23 protein-coding genes are annotated in these 18,489 nt (G+C 69.1%); 17 read left to right on the top strand and 6 right to left on the bottom strand.

Features of this window, described 5'->3' with window-relative positions; genetic code table 11:
- Positions 1-76: 76 nt before the first annotated feature.
- Entirely contained in the window at positions 77-1,513 is a 1,437-nt protein-coding gene (locus BN1193_RS10945) for an MFS transporter (protein ID WP_052460662.1), read from the top strand.
- A gap of 22 nt (positions 1,514-1,535) precedes the next feature.
- On the opposite strand, the gene upp is transcribed toward BN1193_RS10945, so the two are convergent.
- Positions 1,536-2,168 carry a uracil phosphoribosyltransferase gene (gene upp / locus BN1193_RS10940; RefSeq protein WP_040166368.1) on the bottom strand — a complete coding sequence of 211 codons (633 nt, stop codon included), beginning with the start codon at positions 2,166-2,168 and terminating at the stop codon, positions 1,536-1,538.
- A gap of 56 nt (positions 2,169-2,224) precedes the next feature.
- Here upp and BN1193_RS10935 point away from each other — a divergent pair, with 56 nt between their 5' ends.
- Positions 2,225-2,656 carry a nucleoside deaminase gene (locus BN1193_RS10935; protein ID WP_040166880.1) on the top strand — a complete coding sequence of 144 codons (432 nt, stop codon included), beginning with the start codon at positions 2,225-2,227 and terminating at the stop codon, positions 2,654-2,656.
- A 21-nt stretch (positions 2,657-2,677) separates the two neighbouring features.
- Here BN1193_RS10935 and BN1193_RS10930 read toward each other — a convergent pair whose 3' ends face one another.
- Positions 2,678-3,604 carry a DUF808 family protein gene (locus BN1193_RS10930; RefSeq protein WP_040166366.1) on the bottom strand — a complete coding sequence of 309 codons (927 nt, stop codon included), beginning with the start codon at positions 3,602-3,604 and terminating at the stop codon, positions 2,678-2,680.
- A 79-nt stretch (positions 3,605-3,683) separates the two neighbouring features.
- A complete protein-coding gene (locus tag BN1193_RS10925; RefSeq protein WP_040166363.1) occupies positions 3,684-4,787 on the bottom strand; it encodes an alpha/beta fold hydrolase in 1,104 nt (367 codons plus the stop codon).
- A gap of 134 nt (positions 4,788-4,921) precedes the next feature.
- Between BN1193_RS10925 and proC the strand changes: the two genes are divergently transcribed.
- The 3 genes from proC to BN1193_RS10910 are packed head-to-tail and all read left to right on the top strand — an operon-like array spanning position 4,922 to position 7,480.
- Positions 4,922-5,758 carry a pyrroline-5-carboxylate reductase gene (gene proC / locus BN1193_RS10920; protein WP_040166360.1) on the top strand — a complete coding sequence of 279 codons (837 nt, stop codon included), beginning with the start codon at positions 4,922-4,924 and terminating at the stop codon, positions 5,756-5,758.
- A 4-nt stretch (positions 5,759-5,762) separates the two neighbouring features.
- Positions 5,763-6,944: a dipeptidase gene (locus BN1193_RS10915; RefSeq protein ID WP_040166359.1), complete on the top strand. Its 1,182-nt coding sequence runs from the start codon at positions 5,763-5,765 to the stop codon at positions 6,942-6,944.
- Between the two features lie 20 nt (positions 6,945-6,964).
- Positions 6,965-7,480, top strand: a complete 516-nt coding sequence (locus BN1193_RS10910) for a GNAT family N-acetyltransferase (RefSeq protein ID WP_040166357.1) — start codon at positions 6,965-6,967, stop codon at positions 7,478-7,480.
- On the opposite strand, the gene BN1193_RS10905 is transcribed toward BN1193_RS10910, so the two are convergent.
- Both BN1193_RS10905 and BN1193_RS10900 read right to left on the bottom strand, forming a co-directional pair.
- Complete coding sequence (locus tag BN1193_RS10905) at positions 7,481-8,152, bottom strand: potassium channel family protein (RefSeq protein WP_040166356.1); 672 nt, start codon at positions 8,150-8,152, stop codon at positions 7,481-7,483. It abuts the gene before it with no gap.
- Complete coding sequence (locus BN1193_RS10900; protein WP_052460661.1) at positions 8,145-9,572, bottom strand: TrkH family potassium uptake protein; 1,428 nt, start codon at positions 9,570-9,572, stop codon at positions 8,145-8,147. Before BN1193_RS10900 ends, BN1193_RS10905 begins: the two co-directional genes overlap by 8 nt.
- Before the next feature lie 92 nt (positions 9,573-9,664).
- Between BN1193_RS10900 and BN1193_RS10895 the strand changes: the two genes are divergently transcribed.
- From BN1193_RS10895 to BN1193_RS10865, 7 genes are all read left to right on the top strand, one after another.
- Complete coding sequence (locus BN1193_RS10895) at positions 9,665-10,069, top strand: ArsR/SmtB family transcription factor (RefSeq protein ID WP_040166354.1); 405 nt, start codon at positions 9,665-9,667, stop codon at positions 10,067-10,069.
- Positions 10,070-10,429: 360 nt separating this feature from the next.
- A complete protein-coding gene (locus BN1193_RS10890; RefSeq protein ID WP_040166352.1) occupies positions 10,430-10,621 on the top strand; it encodes a helix-turn-helix domain-containing protein in 192 nt (63 codons plus the stop codon).
- Positions 10,622-10,753: 132 nt separating this feature from the next.
- Complete coding sequence (locus BN1193_RS10885) at positions 10,754-10,852, top strand: 30S ribosomal protein bS22 (protein ID WP_003792170.1); 99 nt, start codon at positions 10,754-10,756, stop codon at positions 10,850-10,852.
- Positions 10,853-11,006: 154 nt separating this feature from the next.
- Complete coding sequence (locus BN1193_RS10880) at positions 11,007-12,734, top strand: FAD-dependent oxidoreductase (protein ID WP_268259558.1); 1,728 nt, start codon at positions 11,007-11,009, stop codon at positions 12,732-12,734.
- A complete protein-coding gene (locus tag BN1193_RS10875) occupies positions 12,721-13,011 on the top strand; it encodes a rhodanese-like domain-containing protein (RefSeq protein ID WP_040166348.1) in 291 nt (96 codons plus the stop codon). The genes BN1193_RS10880 and BN1193_RS10875 overlap by 14 nt, the downstream gene beginning before the upstream one ends.
- A gap of 46 nt (positions 13,012-13,057) precedes the next feature.
- A complete protein-coding gene (locus BN1193_RS10870) occupies positions 13,058-13,333 on the top strand; it encodes a glutaredoxin family protein (RefSeq protein WP_040166347.1) in 276 nt (91 codons plus the stop codon).
- Positions 13,330-13,632 carry a Dabb family protein gene (locus BN1193_RS10865; RefSeq protein WP_040166346.1) on the top strand — a complete coding sequence of 101 codons (303 nt, stop codon included), beginning with the start codon at positions 13,330-13,332 and terminating at the stop codon, positions 13,630-13,632. Before BN1193_RS10870 ends, BN1193_RS10865 begins: the two co-directional genes overlap by 4 nt.
- Before the next feature lie 51 nt (positions 13,633-13,683).
- On the opposite strand, the gene BN1193_RS10860 is transcribed toward BN1193_RS10865, so the two are convergent.
- On the bottom strand, positions 13,684-13,869 hold the full coding sequence (locus BN1193_RS10860; RefSeq protein WP_040166344.1) for a YegP family protein: 186 nt from the start codon (positions 13,867-13,869) through the stop codon (positions 13,684-13,686).
- A 180-nt stretch (positions 13,870-14,049) separates the two neighbouring features.
- On the opposite strand from BN1193_RS10860, the gene BN1193_RS10855 reads away from it, so the two are divergent.
- From BN1193_RS10855 to resB, 5 genes are all read left to right on the top strand, one after another.
- Positions 14,050-14,709: a DedA family protein gene (locus BN1193_RS10855; protein ID WP_040166343.1), complete on the top strand. Its 660-nt coding sequence runs from the start codon at positions 14,050-14,052 to the stop codon at positions 14,707-14,709.
- A gap of 88 nt (positions 14,710-14,797) precedes the next feature.
- Positions 14,798-15,427 carry a histidine phosphatase family protein gene (locus BN1193_RS10850; RefSeq protein WP_040166341.1) on the top strand — a complete coding sequence of 210 codons (630 nt, stop codon included), beginning with the start codon at positions 14,798-14,800 and terminating at the stop codon, positions 15,425-15,427.
- A complete protein-coding gene (locus tag BN1193_RS10845; protein ID WP_052460659.1) occupies positions 15,424-16,026 on the top strand; it encodes a TlpA family protein disulfide reductase in 603 nt (200 codons plus the stop codon). The genes BN1193_RS10850 and BN1193_RS10845 overlap by 4 nt, the downstream gene beginning before the upstream one ends.
- Positions 16,023-16,772: a cytochrome c biogenesis CcdA family protein gene (locus BN1193_RS10840; RefSeq protein WP_040166340.1), complete on the top strand. Its 750-nt coding sequence runs from the start codon at positions 16,023-16,025 to the stop codon at positions 16,770-16,772. Before BN1193_RS10845 ends, BN1193_RS10840 begins: the two co-directional genes overlap by 4 nt.
- Positions 16,753-18,489 (top strand): cytochrome c biogenesis protein ResB, encoded by a 1,737-nt coding sequence (resB, locus tag BN1193_RS10835; RefSeq protein ID WP_052460658.1) that lies wholly within the window; start codon positions 16,753-16,755, stop codon positions 18,487-18,489. Before BN1193_RS10840 ends, resB begins: the two co-directional genes overlap by 20 nt.

Genomic DNA, 18,489 nt, shown 5'->3' with positions numbered 1-18,489 from the left:
GCGCCATCGCCGCGCGGGTCCTCGATTCCCACCACAACTCAACGAGCACGGTCATGCCCTGCCGGAACGGAGATCCATGACGAGCGCGCATCGTTGGCCGGCGTACTGGATCAGTGTCGCGATCGCCGCGCTCACGATCCTGGACATGACGAAGGTCAATGTCGCGCTCCCGTCGATCGAGCACGCGCTGGGAGCGAACTCCACGCAGCTGCAACTGGTCATCTCCGGTTACATCCTGACCTTCGGACTCGCCCTGGTGCCGGCCGGACGCCTCGGCGACCAGCGCTCGCGCAAGGTGCTGTTCATCGTGGGCCTGTCGATCTTCACTCTGACCAGCCTCATCGCCGGATTCGCGAGCGATCCCGGAGTGCTGATCGCAGCGCGACTCGTCCAGGGCATCGGCGCCGGCATCCAGATGCCGCAGGTCACGGGTCTCATCCAGGAGCTGTTCCAGGGTGCCGAGCGCGGCCGCGCGTTCGGGCTCTTCGGTGCCACGATCGGCATCGCGACGGCATTCGGTCCGACCGCGGGCGGGGCCCTCATCGGCCTCGGCGGCGACGAGTGGGGCTGGCGACTGATGTTCCTGGTGAATCTGCCACTCGGGGTGGCAGCGATCATCGCGACGCTCATCGTCATGCCGAACATGAAACGGGACGCGCCACGCAGACCACTGAGCATGGATCCGGTGGGGATCGTGATCTTCGCGATCATGGTGGTCGCCCTGATGTGGCCGTTCCTGTTCACCACCGGATCGCCCTCGGACGATCCGAACCGGTGGTGGACGCTGGCGATCTTCGCGATCGGTGTCCTCGTGTTCGTGTGGTGGGAGACCCGGTACGCGCACTCCGGACGACACCCCCTGATCGCGCTCGGTCTGCTGCGCACGCTGTCCTTCCGCAACGGGGTCCTGATCTCCACGCTGTACTTCGCCGCGACGCCCCCGATGTTCCTGCTCGGTACGCTGCTGATCCAGGATGGCCTCGGGCTGTCCGCGATGGTGGCGGGCATGACCACGATCACGTTCGCGCTGGTCAGCGCGTGGACCTCCTGGTGGGGTGGCCTGCTGGTCGCACGAGCGGGTCGGCGCCTGATCGTTCTCGGTGTCACGCTCGTGCTCGTGTCGGTGCTGCTGATGATCGGCGCATCGGTCTGGGTGCCGCACGAGGCGATGCCCTGGGCGATGTCTGCGGTGATGATCATCGGTGGCGCCGGTGGTGGGTTCGTGCTGTCCTCGAACCAGACGCTGATGCTCTCGGACATCCCCGTCACCGAGGGCGGCCTCGCGGGCTCCGTCGGTCAGCTCGGTCAGCGCATCGGCAGCGCGATCGGGTCGGCTGTGGCGCTGTCGATCTTCTACTCCACCGCGGTGCGTGAGGCCGGTACCGTCCCGGGCGAGCAGATCGCCTTCGACGGATTCCGACTCGGGATGTTCGCCGTGGCCGGACTGCTGGTGCTGTCCCTCGTGGTCGCGATCCTGGATATGGTGCGCGCCCGTCCCCGCCCGGTGATCTGAGCGCAGTGCTCTCGCGCGGGGGTCAGACGGTGCCGTAGAGGCGGTCGCCGGCGTCGCCGAGTCCGGGGACGATGTAGCTCTTCTCGTTCAGGCGCTCATCCAGCGCGCCCAGCACGAGGGTGACATCGCGACCCTCGACCTGCTTCTGGATCGCCGCGACGCCCTCCGGGGCGCCGAGGATGCACACCGCGGTGACGTCCTGCGCGCCGCGTTCGAAGAGGAACTCGATCGCCGCTCCGAGCGAACCGCCGGTGGCCAGCATCGGGTCCAGGACGAAGCACTGCCGGTTGCTGAGATCATCCGGCAGGCGCTCGGCGTAGGTCTGCGGCTCGAGGGTCTCCTCGTTGCGAGCCATGCCCAAAAAACCCACCTCCGCGGTCGGGATCATCGTGGTCATCCCCTCCAGCATGCCCAGCCCCGCGCGCAGGATCGGCACGATGAGTGGCCGCGGTTCGGCGATGTGCACCCCGATCGTGGTCGTCACGGGGGTCTCGATCTGGACCTTCTCGACTCGGACGTTGCGGGTGGCCTCATACGCCAGCAGCGTCATCAGCTCGTTCGTGAGCTGGCGGAAGACCGGCGATGGGGTGCGCTTGTCGCGGAGCACCGTGAGCTTGTGAGTGATGAGCGGGTGATCGGCAACGTGCAGGCGCATGAGAACAAGAATATCCGGTCGAGCCGTAGGCTCGAGGCGTGGACTTCACGGACGCCATGTCTCAGGCGCTGGACCTCGCGGGCGAGGCGGCGGCGGACGGCGACGTTCCCGTCGGCGCGGTGCTGCTGGCACCGGACGGCACGCTGCTCGGGGAGGGGCGCAACGTCCGGGAGAGGGATGGGGACCCGACCGGGCACGCCGAGGTGATGGCGATCCGCGCGGCGGCGGCCCGCACCGGCGAGTGGAACCTGGAGGGCACCACGCTCGTGGTCACCATGGAGCCGTGCGTCATGTGCGCGGGCGCGGTCCTGCAGTCCCGGGTGTCCCGGGTCGTCTTCGGCGCGTGGGACGGCAAGGCCGGGGCCGCCGGCTCCCTCTACGACGTGCTGCGGGACCGTCGGCTGCCGTACCGCGCCGAGGTCATCGGGGGCGTGCGCGAGGCGGAGGCCACCGCCCTGCTGCAGGACTTCTTCCGCGACCGCCGCTGATTCGGCGAACCGCGGCGAGGTTCAGTGCGAGTCCCGTGCGCCGACGGGTGACTCGCCGCCCTCGGTGAACGAGGGGCGCTTGCCGAACACCGTCCCGATGCCGGTGACCACGATGACCACGATGAGACCGACGACGAGCCCGGCGAGGGCGGAGATGATCGTGTCGCCGATCCACACGACGATGCCACCGAGAGGAGCGAGCAGGTGCTCCACGCCGTGCAGGAGATCAGTGGTGACGTGCAGACCGACCTCGCCGAGGTTGGCCAGCACCAGGTGCCCACCGACCCACAGCATGGCCACCGTGCCGACGATGGAGATCACGCGGAACACCGCCGGCATGGAGCGCACGACGCGCACCCCGGCGTGCCGGACCCGCTTGTCCTCGCTGCGCACCAGGCGCAGCCCGATGTCATCGAGCTTCACCAGCAGCGCGACCGCGCCGTAGACCACCCCGGTCATCACGAGCGCGATCACGGCGAGTGCGGCCAGTGTCATCCAGATGTCCAGGCCCTCGGTCAGGTTGGACAGCGAGATCAGCATGATCTCCGTGGACAGGATGAGGTCGGTGCGGATCGCGCCCCAGACGAGCTTGTTCTCGTTGCGATCGCTCTCATCGCGGTGTTCGCCGTGGCCGAGGCCGAACCACTCCAGCACCTTCTCCGCGCCCTCGAAGCACAGGTAGGTGCCTCCGATGATGAGCAGGAACGGCAGGACCTGAGGGGCGAACGCCGTCAGCAGCAGCGCGATCGGGATGATGATCACGAACTTGTTCACGATCGACCCGAGGGCGATCTTGCCGACCACGGGCAGTTCCCGCGCCGGGGTGATGCCCTGGACGTACTGCGGGGTCACGGCCGCGTCGTCGATCACGACACCGGCCGACTTCGCGGCCGCCTTCAGTGCTGCGCTGAGGATGTCATCGACGACGGCCAGCAGACCAACGGACATCGCTCTCCTCACCGACGCGGACGAAGCGTCCGGACGTGGAGTCTATCCGTGATGAGCGGATGCGGGCGACGGCGGCCGCTCAGTCCGCCGACTTCAGCACGATGACCTCCGTCGGCGGGCCCATCGGCGGAACGTAGTCGATGCGCCGCAACAGGGCGGCGCGGAAGTCCTCCGGCTCCTCCAGATGCGGAGCGTGGCCGACGCCCGGCAACGCCAGCTCGACGACGTGTCCGCCGCCGGCGGCATACGCGTCCAGCACATCTCGGGTCTGCGTGACCATCGGTTGGGCGGGGGCGAGATCCGCACCCGGCCAGTTCGCGATCGCGCCCGTCGCGCCGCGATGGTTCGTCTCGAACAGCGACGAGTCCGAGATGATGACGTCGCGGTCACCGTGCACCCAGAGGATCGGCGGCTTCTCGGCGAGCTGGGTGAGGCCGGACACATCGAAGTTCGTCGGGGCGATCGCGTTGAGAACGCCGGTGGCGCCGGGGGCGAACCCCGGCCAGTTCTCGCTCGGCACGGAGGTTCCGGGGTAGTTGTCGTCTCCGACGACGGTGGTGAGCATGGCGTCCACCCACACGTCCTCGTTGCGCGAGATGTAGCCGGGGGCGATGTAGGCGGTGCGGAACACCGAGCGCGGCGAGGTCTCGGCGTCCGTGGACTCGTCCTCGTCCCGCAGCCGGGCGAGGAAGTCCGCATCGACGGCACCCGCGCCGGCGAGGGCGGCGTCCGCCGTCAGCAGGGAACCGTCGCGCCGGGTCCCGCCGAAGCCGTACGGGGACACGGGGGATTCCAGCGTGAGGCTGCGGACGGGGTGCTGCAGCGCGTACTGCATGACGACCCCGCCACCGAGGGCCCACCCGACCAGGTGCGCGGACGAGATCTCGAGCGCCGCCAGGACCGCGTGCAGGTCGTCGGCGAAGTCCGCGACACCCCGCGTCGCATCGACGGGAAGGGCGTCCGAGCGACCGAAACCGCGGAGGTCGACGGCGATCAGGCGAAGATCCTTCGGGAGCGCGAGCATCGTCTTCTGCCAGAACTCGGCGGACGCGACGCTGCCGTGGACGAACACGATGGTGCGGTCATCGCCCACGCCGCGATCGTCGCCGTCCCGCTCCAGCACGCCGGCCGTGAGGCGCGACGTGGTGATCCGGCGTGCCGTGATTCCGTCGAAGAGGGTCATGCCTGTCCTTCTCGCTCGCGTGGAGACGCTGCGGCGCGTCCCGATTTCGAGTCTAGGCATCTCTGCCCGGATCGGCCCGGACCTGGCCGGGACTGCGCGGTTCCGACGTGCCGGAGCGCTCGTAGGATGGCCACATGACCGCCACATCGCCGTTCCCGTCCGTTGCCATTCTCGGAGCCGGTTCGATGGGAGGTGCGATCCTGCACGGTCTCGTCGCCGCCGGGGTTCGCGGCATCGGCGTCACCACCCGCAGCGTCGAGAAGGCCGCGGCGCTGCGCGAGTTGGAGGGCGTCCGGTCGCTCGCGCTCTCGGAGTCCGCGGACGGCAACCGCACGGTCGCGCACGACGCCCATGTCGTGATCGTCGGCGTCAAGCCCGCGATGGTCGCCGACCTGCTCCGTGAGATCGCGGACGTCCTGCATCCGGATGCCGTCATCGTGAGCCTCGCCGCGGGCACCACCCTCGCGACGATGGCCGACGCCCTCGGCGGACAGCGCCGCATCGTCCGCGCCATGCCGAACACCCCGTCTCTGATCGGCAAGGGCGTGACCGGAATCGCCGGGAACGATCACACCACGGCCGATGACCTGGCCGAGGTCCGTCGCCTGTTCGAGTGCGTCGGAACCGTGATCGAGACGGACGAGCCCGGCATCGACGCGCTGTCCACGATCTCCGGTTCCGGACCGGCGTACGTCTTCCTGCTGATCGAAGCGCTCACCGCTGCGGCCCGGCAGAAGGGCTTCGATGAGGCCGATGCGCGCGCCATGGCCGAACAGACCTTCATCGGCGCCACGGCCCTGCTCGATCACACGGGGGAGGACCCGGCCGACCTGCGCCGCGGCGTGACGAGCCCCAAGGGCACGACCGAGCGCGCCGTCGCCGTCCTGCAGGACGCGCACCTGGACGAGCTCTTCATCCGCGCCACGGACGCGGCCCTGGCCCGGGCGCACGAGATCGCCGCCGGGAACTGACCCGATGTCCGCGTCCGCGACCGTCCGGGACGTGCTGGCGGGCACGCCCGTGATCGACGGGCACAACGACCTGCCCATGGCGTTGCGCGAGCGCACCGGGGGAGACGTGTTGGGACTCGACCGTGTCCGGGGCGAGTTCCACACCGACCTGGTGCGCCTTCGCACGGGTGGAGCGGGGGCGCAGTTCTGGTCCGTGTTCGTGCCGTCCTCGATCCCGGAGGATGCCGCCGTGGTCGCCACGGCGGAGCAGATCGACACCGCGTTGCGGCTGATCGAGGCGTATCCGGACGTGCTCGTGCGCGCGAGCACCGCGGCGGACATCGAGCGAGCCTGGTCGCAGGGGCGCATCGCCTCACTCCTCGGCATCGAGGGCGGACAGAGCATCGCTCGCTCGCTCGGGGTGCTCCGTTCCTTCGCGCGCCTCGGCGTGCGCTACATGACGCTGACGCACAACGACGACACCGCATGGGCGGATTCCGCGACGGGCGTCGGCACGGCCGATGGGCTGACCGACGAGGGCCGCGCCGTCGTCGCGGAGATGAACCGCATCGGCATGATCGTGGATCTCTCGCACACCGCGGCGGCCACGCAGCGTGCCGCGCTGAAATCCACCACCGCGCCGGTGATCTTCAGCCACTCGTCCGCGCGTGCCGTCAACGATCATCCGCGCAACGTGGACGACGCAGTTCTGCGCCTTCTGGCCGAGAACGGCGGTGTGCTGCAGGTGACATTCGTTCCGGCCTTCCTCAGCGCCGACCGCGCCGCGTGGGAGCGTGCGGAGGCGGACGAGCGCGCTCGCCTGGACCTGCCGTCATGGACCTGGCCGCGCGCGCCGCGTCCGGGGGAGAACCCGGCGGATACGGTCGTCACGCCGGTGGCATCGGCTGAGCTGGACCGCTGGGTCCGCGCTCATCCCGCACCCGCCGTGACCGTCGCCGACGTCGTCGCCCACGTCGAGCACGCCCGCGCGGTCGCCGGTATCGATCACGTGGGCCTCGGTGGCGACTACGACGGCACCTCCGTCCTGCCCGAGGGCCTTGAGGACGTGTCCGGTTACCCGCGGCTGCTCGCCGCGCTGGCCGAGCGCGGCTGGTCCGGAGCCGACCTGGAGCAGCTCACCGGACGCAACGTCCTGCGCGTGATGCGGGACGTGGAGGACGCTGCCACCGAGCCGCTCTGGCCCTGACCCGCGCTTAGGCTCGATGGATGATCCGTCTCGTCCTGCCCGACCGTTCCCGCCGCGACTCCTGGCTGGACGCGATCGCCGAGTTCGGCGGCGACACCCTGCACGGCTTCTCGCTGTTCGGCCACGAGGACGCCGACCTCTCCGACGACGCCGCGTTCGAGCGGTGGCGTGCGCGCGAGGAGGCGCAGCGCACCGTCGGCCAGGACGGGTTCGTTCCGGCGACCGTCTGGTGGATCGTCGATGACACGGAGCCGGACATCGTGCTCGGGTCCATGCACCTGCGGCACGAGCTGAACGACTTCCTGCTCGCCGAGGGCGGGCACATCGGTTACGCCGTGCGGCCGTCCGCCCGCGGCCGGGGCGTGGCGACCGCGGCGCTCGCCGCGTGCCTGGACGAGGCGCGGGGCATGGGCCTGGACCGCGTGCTGCTGATCTGCGACGCCGACAACGCGGGGTCGCGGGCGACGATCCGCCGCGCCGGGGGTGTGCCGGAGAACGGACCGGGCACGATCGAGCGCTTCTGGATCACGCTCTGATCAGCGGTCGAGTCCAGCGAAGCGCTCGATGTCGGAGTTGGTTCCGGAGACGATGATGAGGTCGTGGTTGGTCACGACGGTGGTCGCTTCCGCGTAGCGGAACGGTTTGCCCGGGCTCTTCACACCCACCACGGTGACCTTGTACTTCGTTCGGACACCGGAATCGGTCAGGGGCACGCCGCGGATGAACCGGGGCGGGTACATCTTGGCCAGCACGAAGTCGTCGTCGAAGCGGATGAAATCGAGCATGCGTCCGGAGACGAGGTGCGCGACGCGCTCGCCGGCCTCCGCCTCCGGGTAGATCACGTGGTTCGCGCCGACGCGGGCGAGGATCTTGCCGTGCGACTGCGACACCGCTTTCGCCCAGATCTGCGGAACCTTGAGGTCGACGAGGTTCGCGGTGATGAGCACGGACGCCTCGATGGACGAGCCGACGGCGACCACGGCGACCTGGAAGTCCTGCGCACCCACCTGCTTGAGAGCGTCGAGGTTGCGCGCGTCGGTCTGCACGGTGTGGGTGACGCGCTCGGACCACTTCTGCACGAGCTCGAGGTTCTCATCGATCGCCAGCACCTCGCGGTCGAGGCGGTCGAGTTCGCCGGCGCACGCCGCACCGAACCGGCCGAGACCGATCACCAGGACGGGAGCGTCGTTGCGGATCCGTTCAACCAACGATGGGCCTTTCCACGGGAAGAGAGTAGAGCTGCTTGCTCGCCGAGGCGGCCACCGCCGCCGCGAGAGTCACTGTACCAACGCGCCCCATGAACATCGTCACGGCGAGGACGTACACGCCGGCGTCCGGAAGGCTCTGCGCGACGCCGGTGGACAGGCCCACGGTGGCGAATCCGGAGATCACGTCGAAGAGCACATCCTCCAGGGGTGCCTTGGTCATCTGCAGCAGGATGATCGTGGACAGTGCCACGATCGTCGCCCCCCACGCCACGACCGACATGGCCACGCGCTGCACGTCGCTCGGGATCCGGCGGCCGAACGCCTCCACCGTGGAGCGCCCGCGGGCCTCGGACCACACCGCGAGGGCCAGGACGGCCAGCGTCGTCACCTTGATGCCGCCGGCGGTGGACGCCGAGCCGCCGCCGACGAACATCAGCATGCACGCCACGAGCAGTGACGAGCCGTGCATCTGCGCGGGGTCGATGACGGAGAACCCGCCGGAGCGGGTCATGGCGGACATGAAGAACGCCTGGAACGTGCTGTCGCCGATGTCCATCGACCCGAGGGTGGCCGGATTGTCGTACTCCAGCAGCAGGAACGCCCCCGCGCCCACGACGAACAGGGCCACGGTCGTGATCAGGGTGAGCTTGGTGTGCAGCGACCAGCGGTGCGCGTGGAAACGGTGCCGGGCGAGGGTGAAGATCACCGGGAAGCCGATGGATCCGAGGAACACGCCCGCCATCAGCACGGTCATGATGGCGTAGTCGTCCGCGAACGGCGACAAGCCCCCGGCATTGGGTGTGAAGCCGGTGTTGGTGAACGCCATCGCGCCGTAGTACGGCGCCTCCCAGAGGGCCGCGAGCGGGTCGACACCGGCCATGACCAGCAGCGGGTACAGCACCACCGCCAGGGAGAGTTCGATCGTCACGGTCGAGATCGCGACGGTACCGAGGAGCTGGCCGACTTCACCCAGGCGCACGGTCTGGCTCTCATTGACCGGGCCACCGTGCACGCGCAGCGGGTTGGAGTCGCCCGCCGCGATGAGCTTGGCGCGCAGGCCCAGCCGCTTGGAGATCACCAGGCCGAGGATCGAGGCGAGGGTCAGCACGCCGAGCGCGCCGATCTGAACGCCGATGAAGATGAACGCGGTTCCCAGCGGGGACCAGTGCGTGTCCATGTCCACGGTGGACAGTCCGGTCACGCAGATCGTGCTCACGGCGGTGAACAGCGCATCAGCGAGAGAGGTCATCTGACCCGACGCGGTGGCCGCGGGGAGCCGGAACAGGATCGTGAAGATCGTGATGAGCGTCGTGAAGATCGCGATCGCGAAGCGAGCCGGCGACTTCGTCGTGATGTCTCGAAGACGAGCGAAGGCACGACGGATGCTTCCCTCGCCGCTCACGGGCACCGGGATGGTCATGCGCCCTCGTGCGCGCGCCATGGCCCTCCCTCTCGTCCCGATCTCGGCCGTCCGTCATGGTACTCCGCCATCCGCCCGACTAACCTAAACCCATGGCCGACATCTTCGACGTGATCGCGGACGGCACGAGACGCGAGATCCTCCGTCTCCTGCTGGATCGCTCCGCCATGCCCGGCTACAGCGGAACGAGCGTCTCGCACATCGTGGCCGACCTCGGCGTGAGCCAGCCGACGGTGTCCAAGCACCTGAAGGTCCTTCGCGAGGCGAACCTCGTGTCGGTCCGCGAGGACGGGCAGCACCGGTTCTACAGCCTGCACGTGCAACCGCTGGAGGACATCGAGGACTGGCTGATGCCGTTCGTCGACATCGCCCCGGACGAAGACCAGCCGGCGCTGCCGGACGGGGCGGTGCACGCCGCGGACTTCGTCGGCCGCGCGGCGGCCAGTGTCACGCACGCCGTGACCGCAGCCTTCCGCAAGCGCCCCGGCGCTCGCTGACCGATCGGGACGGTGCGGAGGCGGAGGGGCGGAACACCGCCTCGCCTCCACCACCGCACCCGTGGTTTTCCCGACCACCTGACGGTCCCCATCCCGGTGGGCTCGTGCGGATCGAGGGGGAGAGTGATCCGTGTCGCCCGAGGGGATTCCTCCGGGGAATCCGTCGATGTGTCCAATGAGAACCCCTCGGCCTGGATTCCCCCGGTGCGCTGGTTATGCATCAACTGGACGTCACGACCTCCGTCGCATGTCCCGAACATGACAACCTTCTCACCGGTCCCACGTCGCCCAGGCGCACCAGGGATTTACACCTGTCTCAGGAAGGCCATAGGCTGTCGTTCAATGAAAGGGGGTCAGTCCATGTCGGATTACGCGGATGTGCGTTTCCTCACCGTCGCCGAGGTCGCCGAGCTCGCTCGGGTCTCGAAGATGACGGTGTACCGGATGGTGCACGCCGGTGAGCTGCCGGCCATCCGCTTCGGTCGGTCGTACCGGGTGCCGGAATCGGCCGTGACGCAGCTGCTGCAGCGTCCGATCTCTGACGTGGGCTGAACTCCACACCCGGTCTGAGCGACGGGTGAGCGTCGCGGTCCGCGGCGTCCTGTAGACTGTCGCGAGGCATTTTCATCTGCCCGTTCCCGGATGTCCGTCCTGGACGTCCAGCCCCGATCTAGTGAGGTTCCCGTGGGTTCTGTCATCAAGAAGCGCCGCAAGCGCATGGCGAAGAAGAAGCACCGCAAGCTGCTTCGCAAGACTCGCCACCAGCGCCGCAACAAGAAGTGAGCGGCTGGGCCTTCCGGGCCTGACACCGAGCGCCTGTCTCCGGACGGGCGCTTCGTGTTTTCCGGCGGGAGGTCGCGCGCGTGCCGCGGGTGCGTCGCCGCGTTTCGTCTCGGCCCCGGTCCGTCTCAGCCCGCGCGGGCAATAGGCTCGTCTGGTGACAGATACCCCACGCCGCATCCTCGTCGTCGGAGGTGTCGCCGGCGGCATGAGCTTCGCCGCACGCGCGCGACGCCTCGACGAGAACGCCGAGATCATCGTGTTCGAGCGGGGCGAGCATCCGTCCTTCGCGAACTGCGGTCTGCCGTACTTCGTCTCCGGCGAGATCGTGCAGGAGCGGTCGCTGCTGGTGCAGACCCCGGCGTCGCTGAAGGCCGCGCTGAACCTCGATGTGCGCGTGCACCACCTGGTGCAGGGCATCGACCCCGAGCGTCAGGTGATCCACGTCTGGGTGGACCCGGATGACACCGAGCCGACCGAGTTCGCGTACGACGAGCTCGTCCTCGCTCCCGGCACCATCACCGGGATCGAAGAGCCCGCCGGTGCCGTCGCGGGGGATGACAAGGGCACGCGCGCACTCATGGACGCGCATCGAGTGACCACACTGCGAACCGTCGGTGACGCCGCGCGCCTGGCGGCGGCGGTCCCGAACGGCAAGACCGCGGTCGTGGTCGGCGGCGGTTACATCGGTGTCGAGGCGGCCGAGGCGCTGCGGATGCGCGGTCTCGACGTCCACATCGTCCAGCGCGGGGCGCACGTGCTCTCCCGACTGGACCCGGAACACGCCGCGCTCGTCGCGGCGGAACTCACCGGGCACGGCGTGCGGATCCACGCCGGCGCCACGGTGTCGGAGTACCGCGTCGATGACGACGGCGTCGACGTCCTGCTCTCGACGGGGGAGAACGTTCGCGCCGAACTCGTGGTGAGCGCCGTGGGCGGACGTCCGGCGACCCTCCTGATGAGCCTGCCCGGCCTCGAGGTGGAAGCCGACGGACGGATCGTCGTCGACGACCACGGACGCACGAACCTGCCGCACGTCTGGGCCGTCGGGGACGCCGTCACCCACGTGGATCCGATCACGGGCGCGAATCGTGCGGTCGAACTCGCGGGTCCGGCGAACCGGGACGGCCGACTTCTGGCCGACGCGATGCTCGGGACGAACCCGCGGCCGCGTCCGACCGCGCTCGGGAGCTCGGTGATCCGCGTCTTCGATCTCACCGTCGCCGCCGTGGGGGCGAATGAGGCAGAACTCGTGGCGGCCGGGATCCCGTTCGAGACCGTCAACCTGCACGCGAACTCCCATGCGGGTTACTTCCCGGGCGCGCAACCGATCCACCTGGTGCTGCACTTCTCGCCCGGTGACGGACGGATCTACGGTGCGCAGGCGGTCGGCCGCGCCGGCGTGGACAAGCGCATCGACGTGATCGCCACCGCGATCCGCGGCGGACTGCGCGCCGACGACCTGATCGACCTGGACCTCGCCTACGCACCGCCGTACGGGTCCGCGAAGGACCCGGTGAACATGGCCGGCATGGTGGCGGACAACGTGCTGACCGGCGTCACGAAGCACTGGTACGCGCGCGATCTCGCCGACGTGCAGGAGAACGCGCTCATCCTCGACGTCCGGCGTCGCGACGAATGGGACGCCGGGCACCTGCCCGGTGCGCTGCACGTGCCGCACACCGAGCTTCGCGAGCGGATCGATGAAGTGATCGCGGCGGCGGACGGGCGTCCGGTGCGGGCGCACTGCGCGGCCGGGCTGCGCTCGTACCTGGCGCACCGCATCCTGACGGCCGCGGGGCTCGACTCCGCAACACTCTCCGGCGGGATGCAGACGCTGCTCGCCACCCATGGAAAGGACATCCTGACGCATGAAGAGCATTGACATCACCGAACTCGAAGGCCGCGGACTGCCGCTGATCGACGTGCGCGAGGTGGACGAGTTCGCCGCCGGGCACGTCCCCGGCGCGGTCAACATCCCGATGAGCGAGATCACCGGGCGCATGGATGAACTGCCCGCCGAGCCGTTCGACGTGATCTGCCAGGCCGGTGGACGATCCGCCCGGGTGGCGGAGTACCTCGAGGCGCAGGGCCATGACGCCACGAACGTCGACGGCGGCACGGGCGCTTGGATCGCGATGGGAAAACCCGTCGAACACTGACGCCGAGGCGGAGCGCGGGCATGTGGGGCATGCCTAGGATGGAGATGTGACGACTCTCACGATCATCGGCAAGCCGGAGTGCCACCTCTGCGACGTGGCCCGCGGCGTCGTCGAGCGCGTGCTCGCCGAACTGCCGGAGGACGTGGCCGACCGCGTCGAGATCGTCGAGGAGAACATCCTCGAGGACCCGGCGATGTACGAGACCTGGTGGGAGAAGATCCCCGTCGTGCTGATCGACGGGACCATGCACGCGCACTGGCGCGTCGCAGCAGACCGCCTGCAGAGCGCACTTCGCGCCGCCGACGAGGAGAACACCCGATGACGATTCGCCATGTGGTCGCCTGGAAGCTGACCGCCGCCGACGACACCGAGCGGGCCGCGGACGCCGCGCGCATCGCGCGGGAACTGAACGCGCTGCAGGGAGTGGTCCCGGAGCTGATCTCGATCACGGCCGGCGCCGAGTGCGTGTTCCCCGGTGAGAACTTCGATGTCGCCGTGGTGGCGGACGTCGCGGATGCCGAGGCCCTGGCGCGCTACAAGAGCCACCCCGCGCACATCGCGGCGGGCGCCTTCATCGGCAGCGTCACCGCGGAGCGCGTGGCGGTCGACTTCACCCTCTGACCCGAACGATCACGTGTGGCCCCGGCGGATTCCGCCGGGGCCACACGCCGTTCAGTCCTCGCCGAGTTCGACGACCTCCGCGTCCGCCGCATTGCGCTTGACGGAGTCGATGCCGCTCCGCGCGCCCGATTTGGACGCGTACCCCTGCCCGGTGGCGATGATTTCGCCGTTTCCGGCTTTGAGGCGGAACCGCCAATCCTTCGACTTGTCCTGGTACAGCTCGAACTTTCCTGCCATCACGATCTCCCGAGTCGGTTCGGACGCGCGAAACCGCGCTGAGGTGACGCTAGCCCCATCGGCGCCGGAGGGGAAGGCCGCATTCTCGCCGTTCTGGACTGCTCGGCCGGCGGTCGGACCAGCGGCCTCGACAGCCCCCTGATCGGGACTTTGCCAGGACCGACACCTACGCTCGGCACCATGACGAGTGACGGATCCTGGCTCAGTTCGCTCGCCGACGCGGTGGTCCATCTGATGGACACCGTGGGCGCATGGGGCGCCGGTGTGGCGATCGCTCTGGAGAACCTCTTCCCGCCCCTGCCGAGTGAGGTCATCCTCCCGATGGCCGGCCTCGCCGCCAGCCGTGGTTCCTTCACGCTCGTCGAGGCTCTGTTCTGGACGACCGCGGGGTCGGTCGTCGGTGCGTTCCTGCTGTACGGCCTCGGAGCGCTGCTCGGCCGGCGGCGGTTGCGCCGGATCTTCGAGATCGTGCCCCTGCTCAAGCCCGCTGACGTGGACCGCACCGTGGCCTGGTTCGATCGCCACGGCGGCAAGGCCGTCTTCTTCGGGCGGATGCTGCCGATCTTCCGCAGCCTCATCTCGATCCCGGCCGGGCTCGCGCGCATGCCGCTGTGGCGCTTCGGCCTGCTCACCGCGGCCGGGTCGCTGATCTGGAACTCGCTCTTCGTCGGCGCCGGATTCCTGTTGGGGGAAGCGTGGCCGATCGTCGAGGAGTACGCGGGCGTCCTGCAGTACGTCGTGATCGGCGGGACCGCGCTCGCGGTGGTCGTCTTCGTCTTCGTCCGGATCCGGACCGCACTGCGCGACCGCGGCGGGGTTCCGGACCCGGCCGTCGACTGAGATCGCAGGTCGCGGTCACCTCCGACAGCTCGTCGGCATACAGGGTTCGCCCAGCCCCTCACCAGCCCCTGCTCAGTAGAATCGGGGAGTGCCCGCAGCCCGTCTCCACCTCGTCCGTCACGGCGAGGTCTTCAACCCCCGTCACGTGCTGTACGGGCGGCTTCCGGGGTTCGGACTGAGCGAAGCCGGCCGGCGGATGGCGCAGGAGGCGGCCGCGTACGTGCAGGCGATGAACCGGCCCCTGGGCGCTCTGGTGTGCTCGCCCCTGCAGCGCACGCGCGAGTCGTCCGAGCCGTTCACGGCGCTGTTCGGGATCACGCCCGTGATCGATGAGCGCGTGATCGAACCGACGAACGCTTTCGAGGGCAAGCGGATGCGCACCGCCGTGCTCAATCCGCTGAACTGGCGTTATCTGGTCCGACCGTCGGTGCCGAGCTGGGGAGAGCCGTTCGCCTCCATCGCGGCGCGGATGCGCGCGGCGATGGATGAGGCGTGGGACGAGACCGAGTCCGGCGACGTCGTGATCGTCTCGCACCAGGCACCCATCTGGATCGCCCACCTCGCCGTCGCGGGCGAACCGCTTGCGCACAACCCGAGCACGCGACGGTGCGCGCTCTCGTCCGTCACGTCGTTCGAACGATCGAACGGTGTCTGGACCGAGGTGGGCTACGCGGAGCCCGCCGTCGCCTCGGCCGCCGTGGATGTAGGAGCCGTATGAACCGCCTGACTCGCCGCGCGCTCGTCGCGGTGACCGCCGCCGCCCTGGCCGTCGGCCTCGCCGCATGCACCTCCACGGACGAGGCGTCAGAGGCGTTCCGGAACGGGCAGAACTCCGGCTACGTCGCCGGCGACGGGACCGTCAAGGAGTTCCCGGCGGCAGAACGCGGCGCACCCGTGGACTTCGCCGGAACCGACGAAGAGGGTCGCACCGTCTCGGGCGCGGACCTGCGCGGGCAGGTCGTCGTGGTGAACTTCTGGTACGCCGGCTGCGGCCCGTGCCGGGTCGAGGCGAAGGACCTGGAGAAGGTCTACACCGAGAACAAGGGCGCCGGCGTCACGTTCGTCGGAGTGAACACCTCCGATACCGCGGACACCGCCAAGTCGTTCATGAAGCAGTACGACGTGACGTATCCGTCGCTCATCGACGCCGGGGACGGTGCCGCGAAGATCGCGTTCGCCCAGGCGACGCCGTTGCAGTCCACGCCGACGACCCTGGTGCTGGACAAGGAGGGTCGGGTGGCCGCCCGCATCCTCGGCCCGATCGACGGCACGTCGGTCCTCAACACGCTCGTGCGCGAGCTGGCCGAAGCGTCGTGACCCCCGGCGATCTGGTCGCGGGCGGAGCGCTCTGGGTCGCGCTGCCGATCGCGCTGGCCGCCGGACTGATCTCGTTCCTCTCGCCCTGCGTCCTGCCGCTCGTGCCGGGCTACCTCGGCTTCATCGGTGGCGCGGTCAGCCCCGCCGGTGCGGATGTCACGAAGGCCCGGCGCTCCCGCATGCTGCTCGGGGTGGCGCTGTTCATCCTCGGCTTCACCGTGGTGTTCGTCATGATCACGGTGCTGGGTGCGTTCTTCGGCGGATTCTTCGCGCAGTACTCCGGGGTGATGACGCGGATCCTCGGCGTCGTCGTGATCATCATGGGCCTGGTCTTCATCGGCCGACTCTCCTTCCTGCAGCGCACCGCTCGGGTGTCGGTCTCCAGCAATCTCGGTCTGATCGGCGCCCCGCTGTTGGGCATCGCGCTCGGCATCGGCTGGGCGCCGTGCAACGGACCGACGCTCGCCGCCATCACGGCGGTCTCCTGGAACCTCGGGGACCCGGTCCGCGGTGCCCTCCTCGGGCTCGCCTACTCCCTCGGCCTCGGCGTGCCCTTCCTCCTGCTCGCGCTCGGGCTCGGCTGGGCGACGAAGTCCGTCGCCTTCATCCGCAAGCACATCCGCGCGGTCAACATCATCGGCGGCGTCCTGCTCATCGTGGTCGGGCTGCTGATGGTGCTCGGCATCTGGAGCGCGATCATGGCCAAACTCGGATCGGTGATGACCAGTGTCAACCTCCCCCTCTAAGCCTCGGCCGCCGCGCGGGGAGACGAACGACCCGCTGCGGCCGGCCGACCACATCGACGCGGACCCGAACGCCGTCACCTCCCCGGCCCTCGGCGTCGTCGGCTGGTTGCGCTGGGCGTGGCGGCTGCTGACGAGCATGCGCACCGCGCTCGTGCTGCTGCTGGTGCTCGCGATCGCCGCCATCCCGGGCTCGATCTTCCCGCAGCGCTCCGCCGATCCGAACGGCGTCGTGCAGTGGCAGACGGACAATCCGGACCTGTTCCCGGTCCTGGACGGCATCCAGCTGTTCGACGTCTACACGTCGGTGTGGTTCTCGGCGATCTACCTGCTGCTGTTCATCTCGCTGGTGGGATGCATCATCCCGCGGATCAAGCACCACGCGAAGGCCCTGCGCTCGCGGCCGCCGCGAACCCCGGCGCGCCTCGCGCGCCTCGAGGACCATCGGATCGACGAGTTCGAGGTGCCCGGGGACGCCGCCACGCAGGCCGAGCACGCGGTGGACGTCGCGGCCGGGCAGTTGCGCGGCGCCGGTTACCGCGTCGAGCGCTACGACGGCCGCGGGAGCTTCTCCGTGTCGGCCGAGCGCGGCTACGCCCGCGAGACCGGCAACCTGCTGTTCCACATCTCCCTCGTCGGCGTTCTCGTCTCCGTGGGTCTCGGTGGGGGACTGTCCTACACCGGCCAGACCGTCATCGTCGAGGGCTCCACGTTCGTCAACCAGCTCGTGGACTACACGCAGATGACCAAGGGGCAGTTCGTGAACGAGTCCGCGCTCTCGCCGTACGCGATGACGCTGGACTCGTTCGACGTGAAGTACCAGCCGTACGATCCGACCGGCCCGGCGTCCGGCCAGGCCGGCGACTTCGCCGCGAACATGACGATCCGCGCGTCGGACGGGCAGAAATCCGAGCAGTCCATCCGCGTGAACCATCCGTTGAGCCTCGGCGGAGACCGCGTCTACCTCCTCGGCAACGGCTACGCGCCGCAGATCACGGTACGAAACGCCGCCGGCGAGGTCGTGTTCAGCGGCAAGGTGCCCTTCCTGCCCCAGAACAACGCGACCATGACCTCGCTGGGCGTGGTCAAGGTCACCGACGGGATGCCCGAGCAGCTCGGACTCCTCGGCTTCTTCTACCCGACCGCCGCGAAGCTGGAAACCGGCGCGCTGACCTCCGTGTATCCCGCCCTCATCGCGCCGACCCTGACGTTCAACGTGTACGAGGGAGACCTCGGCATCAACGACGGTTCCCCGAAGAACGTCTACACCCTCGACACCTCCTCGATGAAGCAGCTCAACGGCGGCGACACCGGGGTGAAGGCGATCGAACTGACCCCGGGCGGGACCGCACAGCTGCCGAACGGGCTCGGTTCGGTGACGTTCGAGAATGCGGATCCGAACAAGACGCCATCACCCCTGGCGAACCAGAGCACGGACTTCAGCAAGTCCGTCCCGCGCTACGTGTCCATCCAGATGCGCCACGACCCGACCGCGATCTTCGTGCTGAGCTTCGCGATCCTCGCTCTCGGCGGCCTGCTGCTGGCGCTGTTCATCCCACGGCGGCGACTGTGGGTTCGCGCGACGCCGAAGGACGGTCGCGTGGTGCTCGAATACGCCGGTCTCGCGCGCGGGGAAGACCCGCAGCTCGGCGCCGCCGTGACCGCCTTCGCCGACAAGCACCAGAGCACTCTCTCCGCCGCTGACTCGAAAGTAGACTGA

This window comes from Microbacterium gorillae (assembly GCF_000826185.2).
GTDB lineage: Bacteria > Actinomycetota > Actinomycetes > Actinomycetales > Microbacteriaceae > Microbacterium > Microbacterium gorillae.
This window is presented reverse-complemented; position numbering and strand designations above follow the sequence as displayed.

Excerpts from the sequence above, each read along its gene's own strand:
- BN1193_RS10900 (WP_052460661.1), bottom strand. The coding sequence starts at position 9,572 with ATGACCATCCCGGTGCCCGTGAGCGGCGAGGGAAGCATCCGTCGTGCC.
- BN1193_RS10910 (WP_040166357.1), top strand. The coding sequence starts at position 6,965 with ATGATCCGTCTCGTCCTGCCCGACCGTTCCCGCCGCGACTCCTGGCTG.
- BN1193_RS10890 (WP_040166352.1), top strand. The coding sequence starts at position 10,430 with ATGTCGGATTACGCGGATGTGCGTTTCCTCACCGTCGCCGAGGTCGCC.
- BN1193_RS10915 (WP_040166359.1), top strand. The coding sequence starts at position 5,763 with ATGTCCGCGTCCGCGACCGTCCGGGACGTGCTGGCGGGCACGCCCGTG.
- BN1193_RS10935 (WP_040166880.1), top strand. The coding sequence starts at position 2,225 with ATGTCTCAGGCGCTGGACCTCGCGGGCGAGGCGGCGGCGGACGGCGAC.
- BN1193_RS10945 (WP_052460662.1), top strand. The coding sequence starts at position 77 with ATGACGAGCGCGCATCGTTGGCCGGCGTACTGGATCAGTGTCGCGATC.
- BN1193_RS10860 (WP_040166344.1), bottom strand. The coding sequence starts at position 13,869 with ATGGCAGGAAAGTTCGAGCTGTACCAGGACAAGTCGAAGGATTGGCGG.
- BN1193_RS10925 (WP_040166363.1), bottom strand. The coding sequence starts at position 4,787 with ATGACCCTCTTCGACGGAATCACGGCACGCCGGATCACCACGTCGCGC.
- upp (WP_040166368.1), bottom strand. The coding sequence starts at position 2,168 with ATGCGCCTGCACGTTGCCGATCACCCGCTCATCACTCACAAGCTCACG.
- BN1193_RS10865 (WP_040166346.1), top strand. The coding sequence starts at position 13,330 with ATGACGATTCGCCATGTGGTCGCCTGGAAGCTGACCGCCGCCGACGAC.
- proC (WP_040166360.1), top strand. The coding sequence starts at position 4,922 with ATGACCGCCACATCGCCGTTCCCGTCCGTTGCCATTCTCGGAGCCGGT.
- BN1193_RS10875 (WP_040166348.1), top strand. The coding sequence starts at position 12,721 with ATGAAGAGCATTGACATCACCGAACTCGAAGGCCGCGGACTGCCGCTG.
- BN1193_RS10895 (WP_040166354.1), top strand. The coding sequence starts at position 9,665 with ATGGCCGACATCTTCGACGTGATCGCGGACGGCACGAGACGCGAGATC.
- BN1193_RS10845 (WP_052460659.1), top strand. The coding sequence starts at position 15,424 with ATGAACCGCCTGACTCGCCGCGCGCTCGTCGCGGTGACCGCCGCCGCC.
- BN1193_RS10930 (WP_040166366.1), bottom strand. The coding sequence starts at position 3,604 with ATGTCCGTTGGTCTGCTGGCCGTCGTCGATGACATCCTCAGCGCAGCA.
- BN1193_RS10855 (WP_040166343.1), top strand. The coding sequence starts at position 14,050 with ATGACGAGTGACGGATCCTGGCTCAGTTCGCTCGCCGACGCGGTGGTC.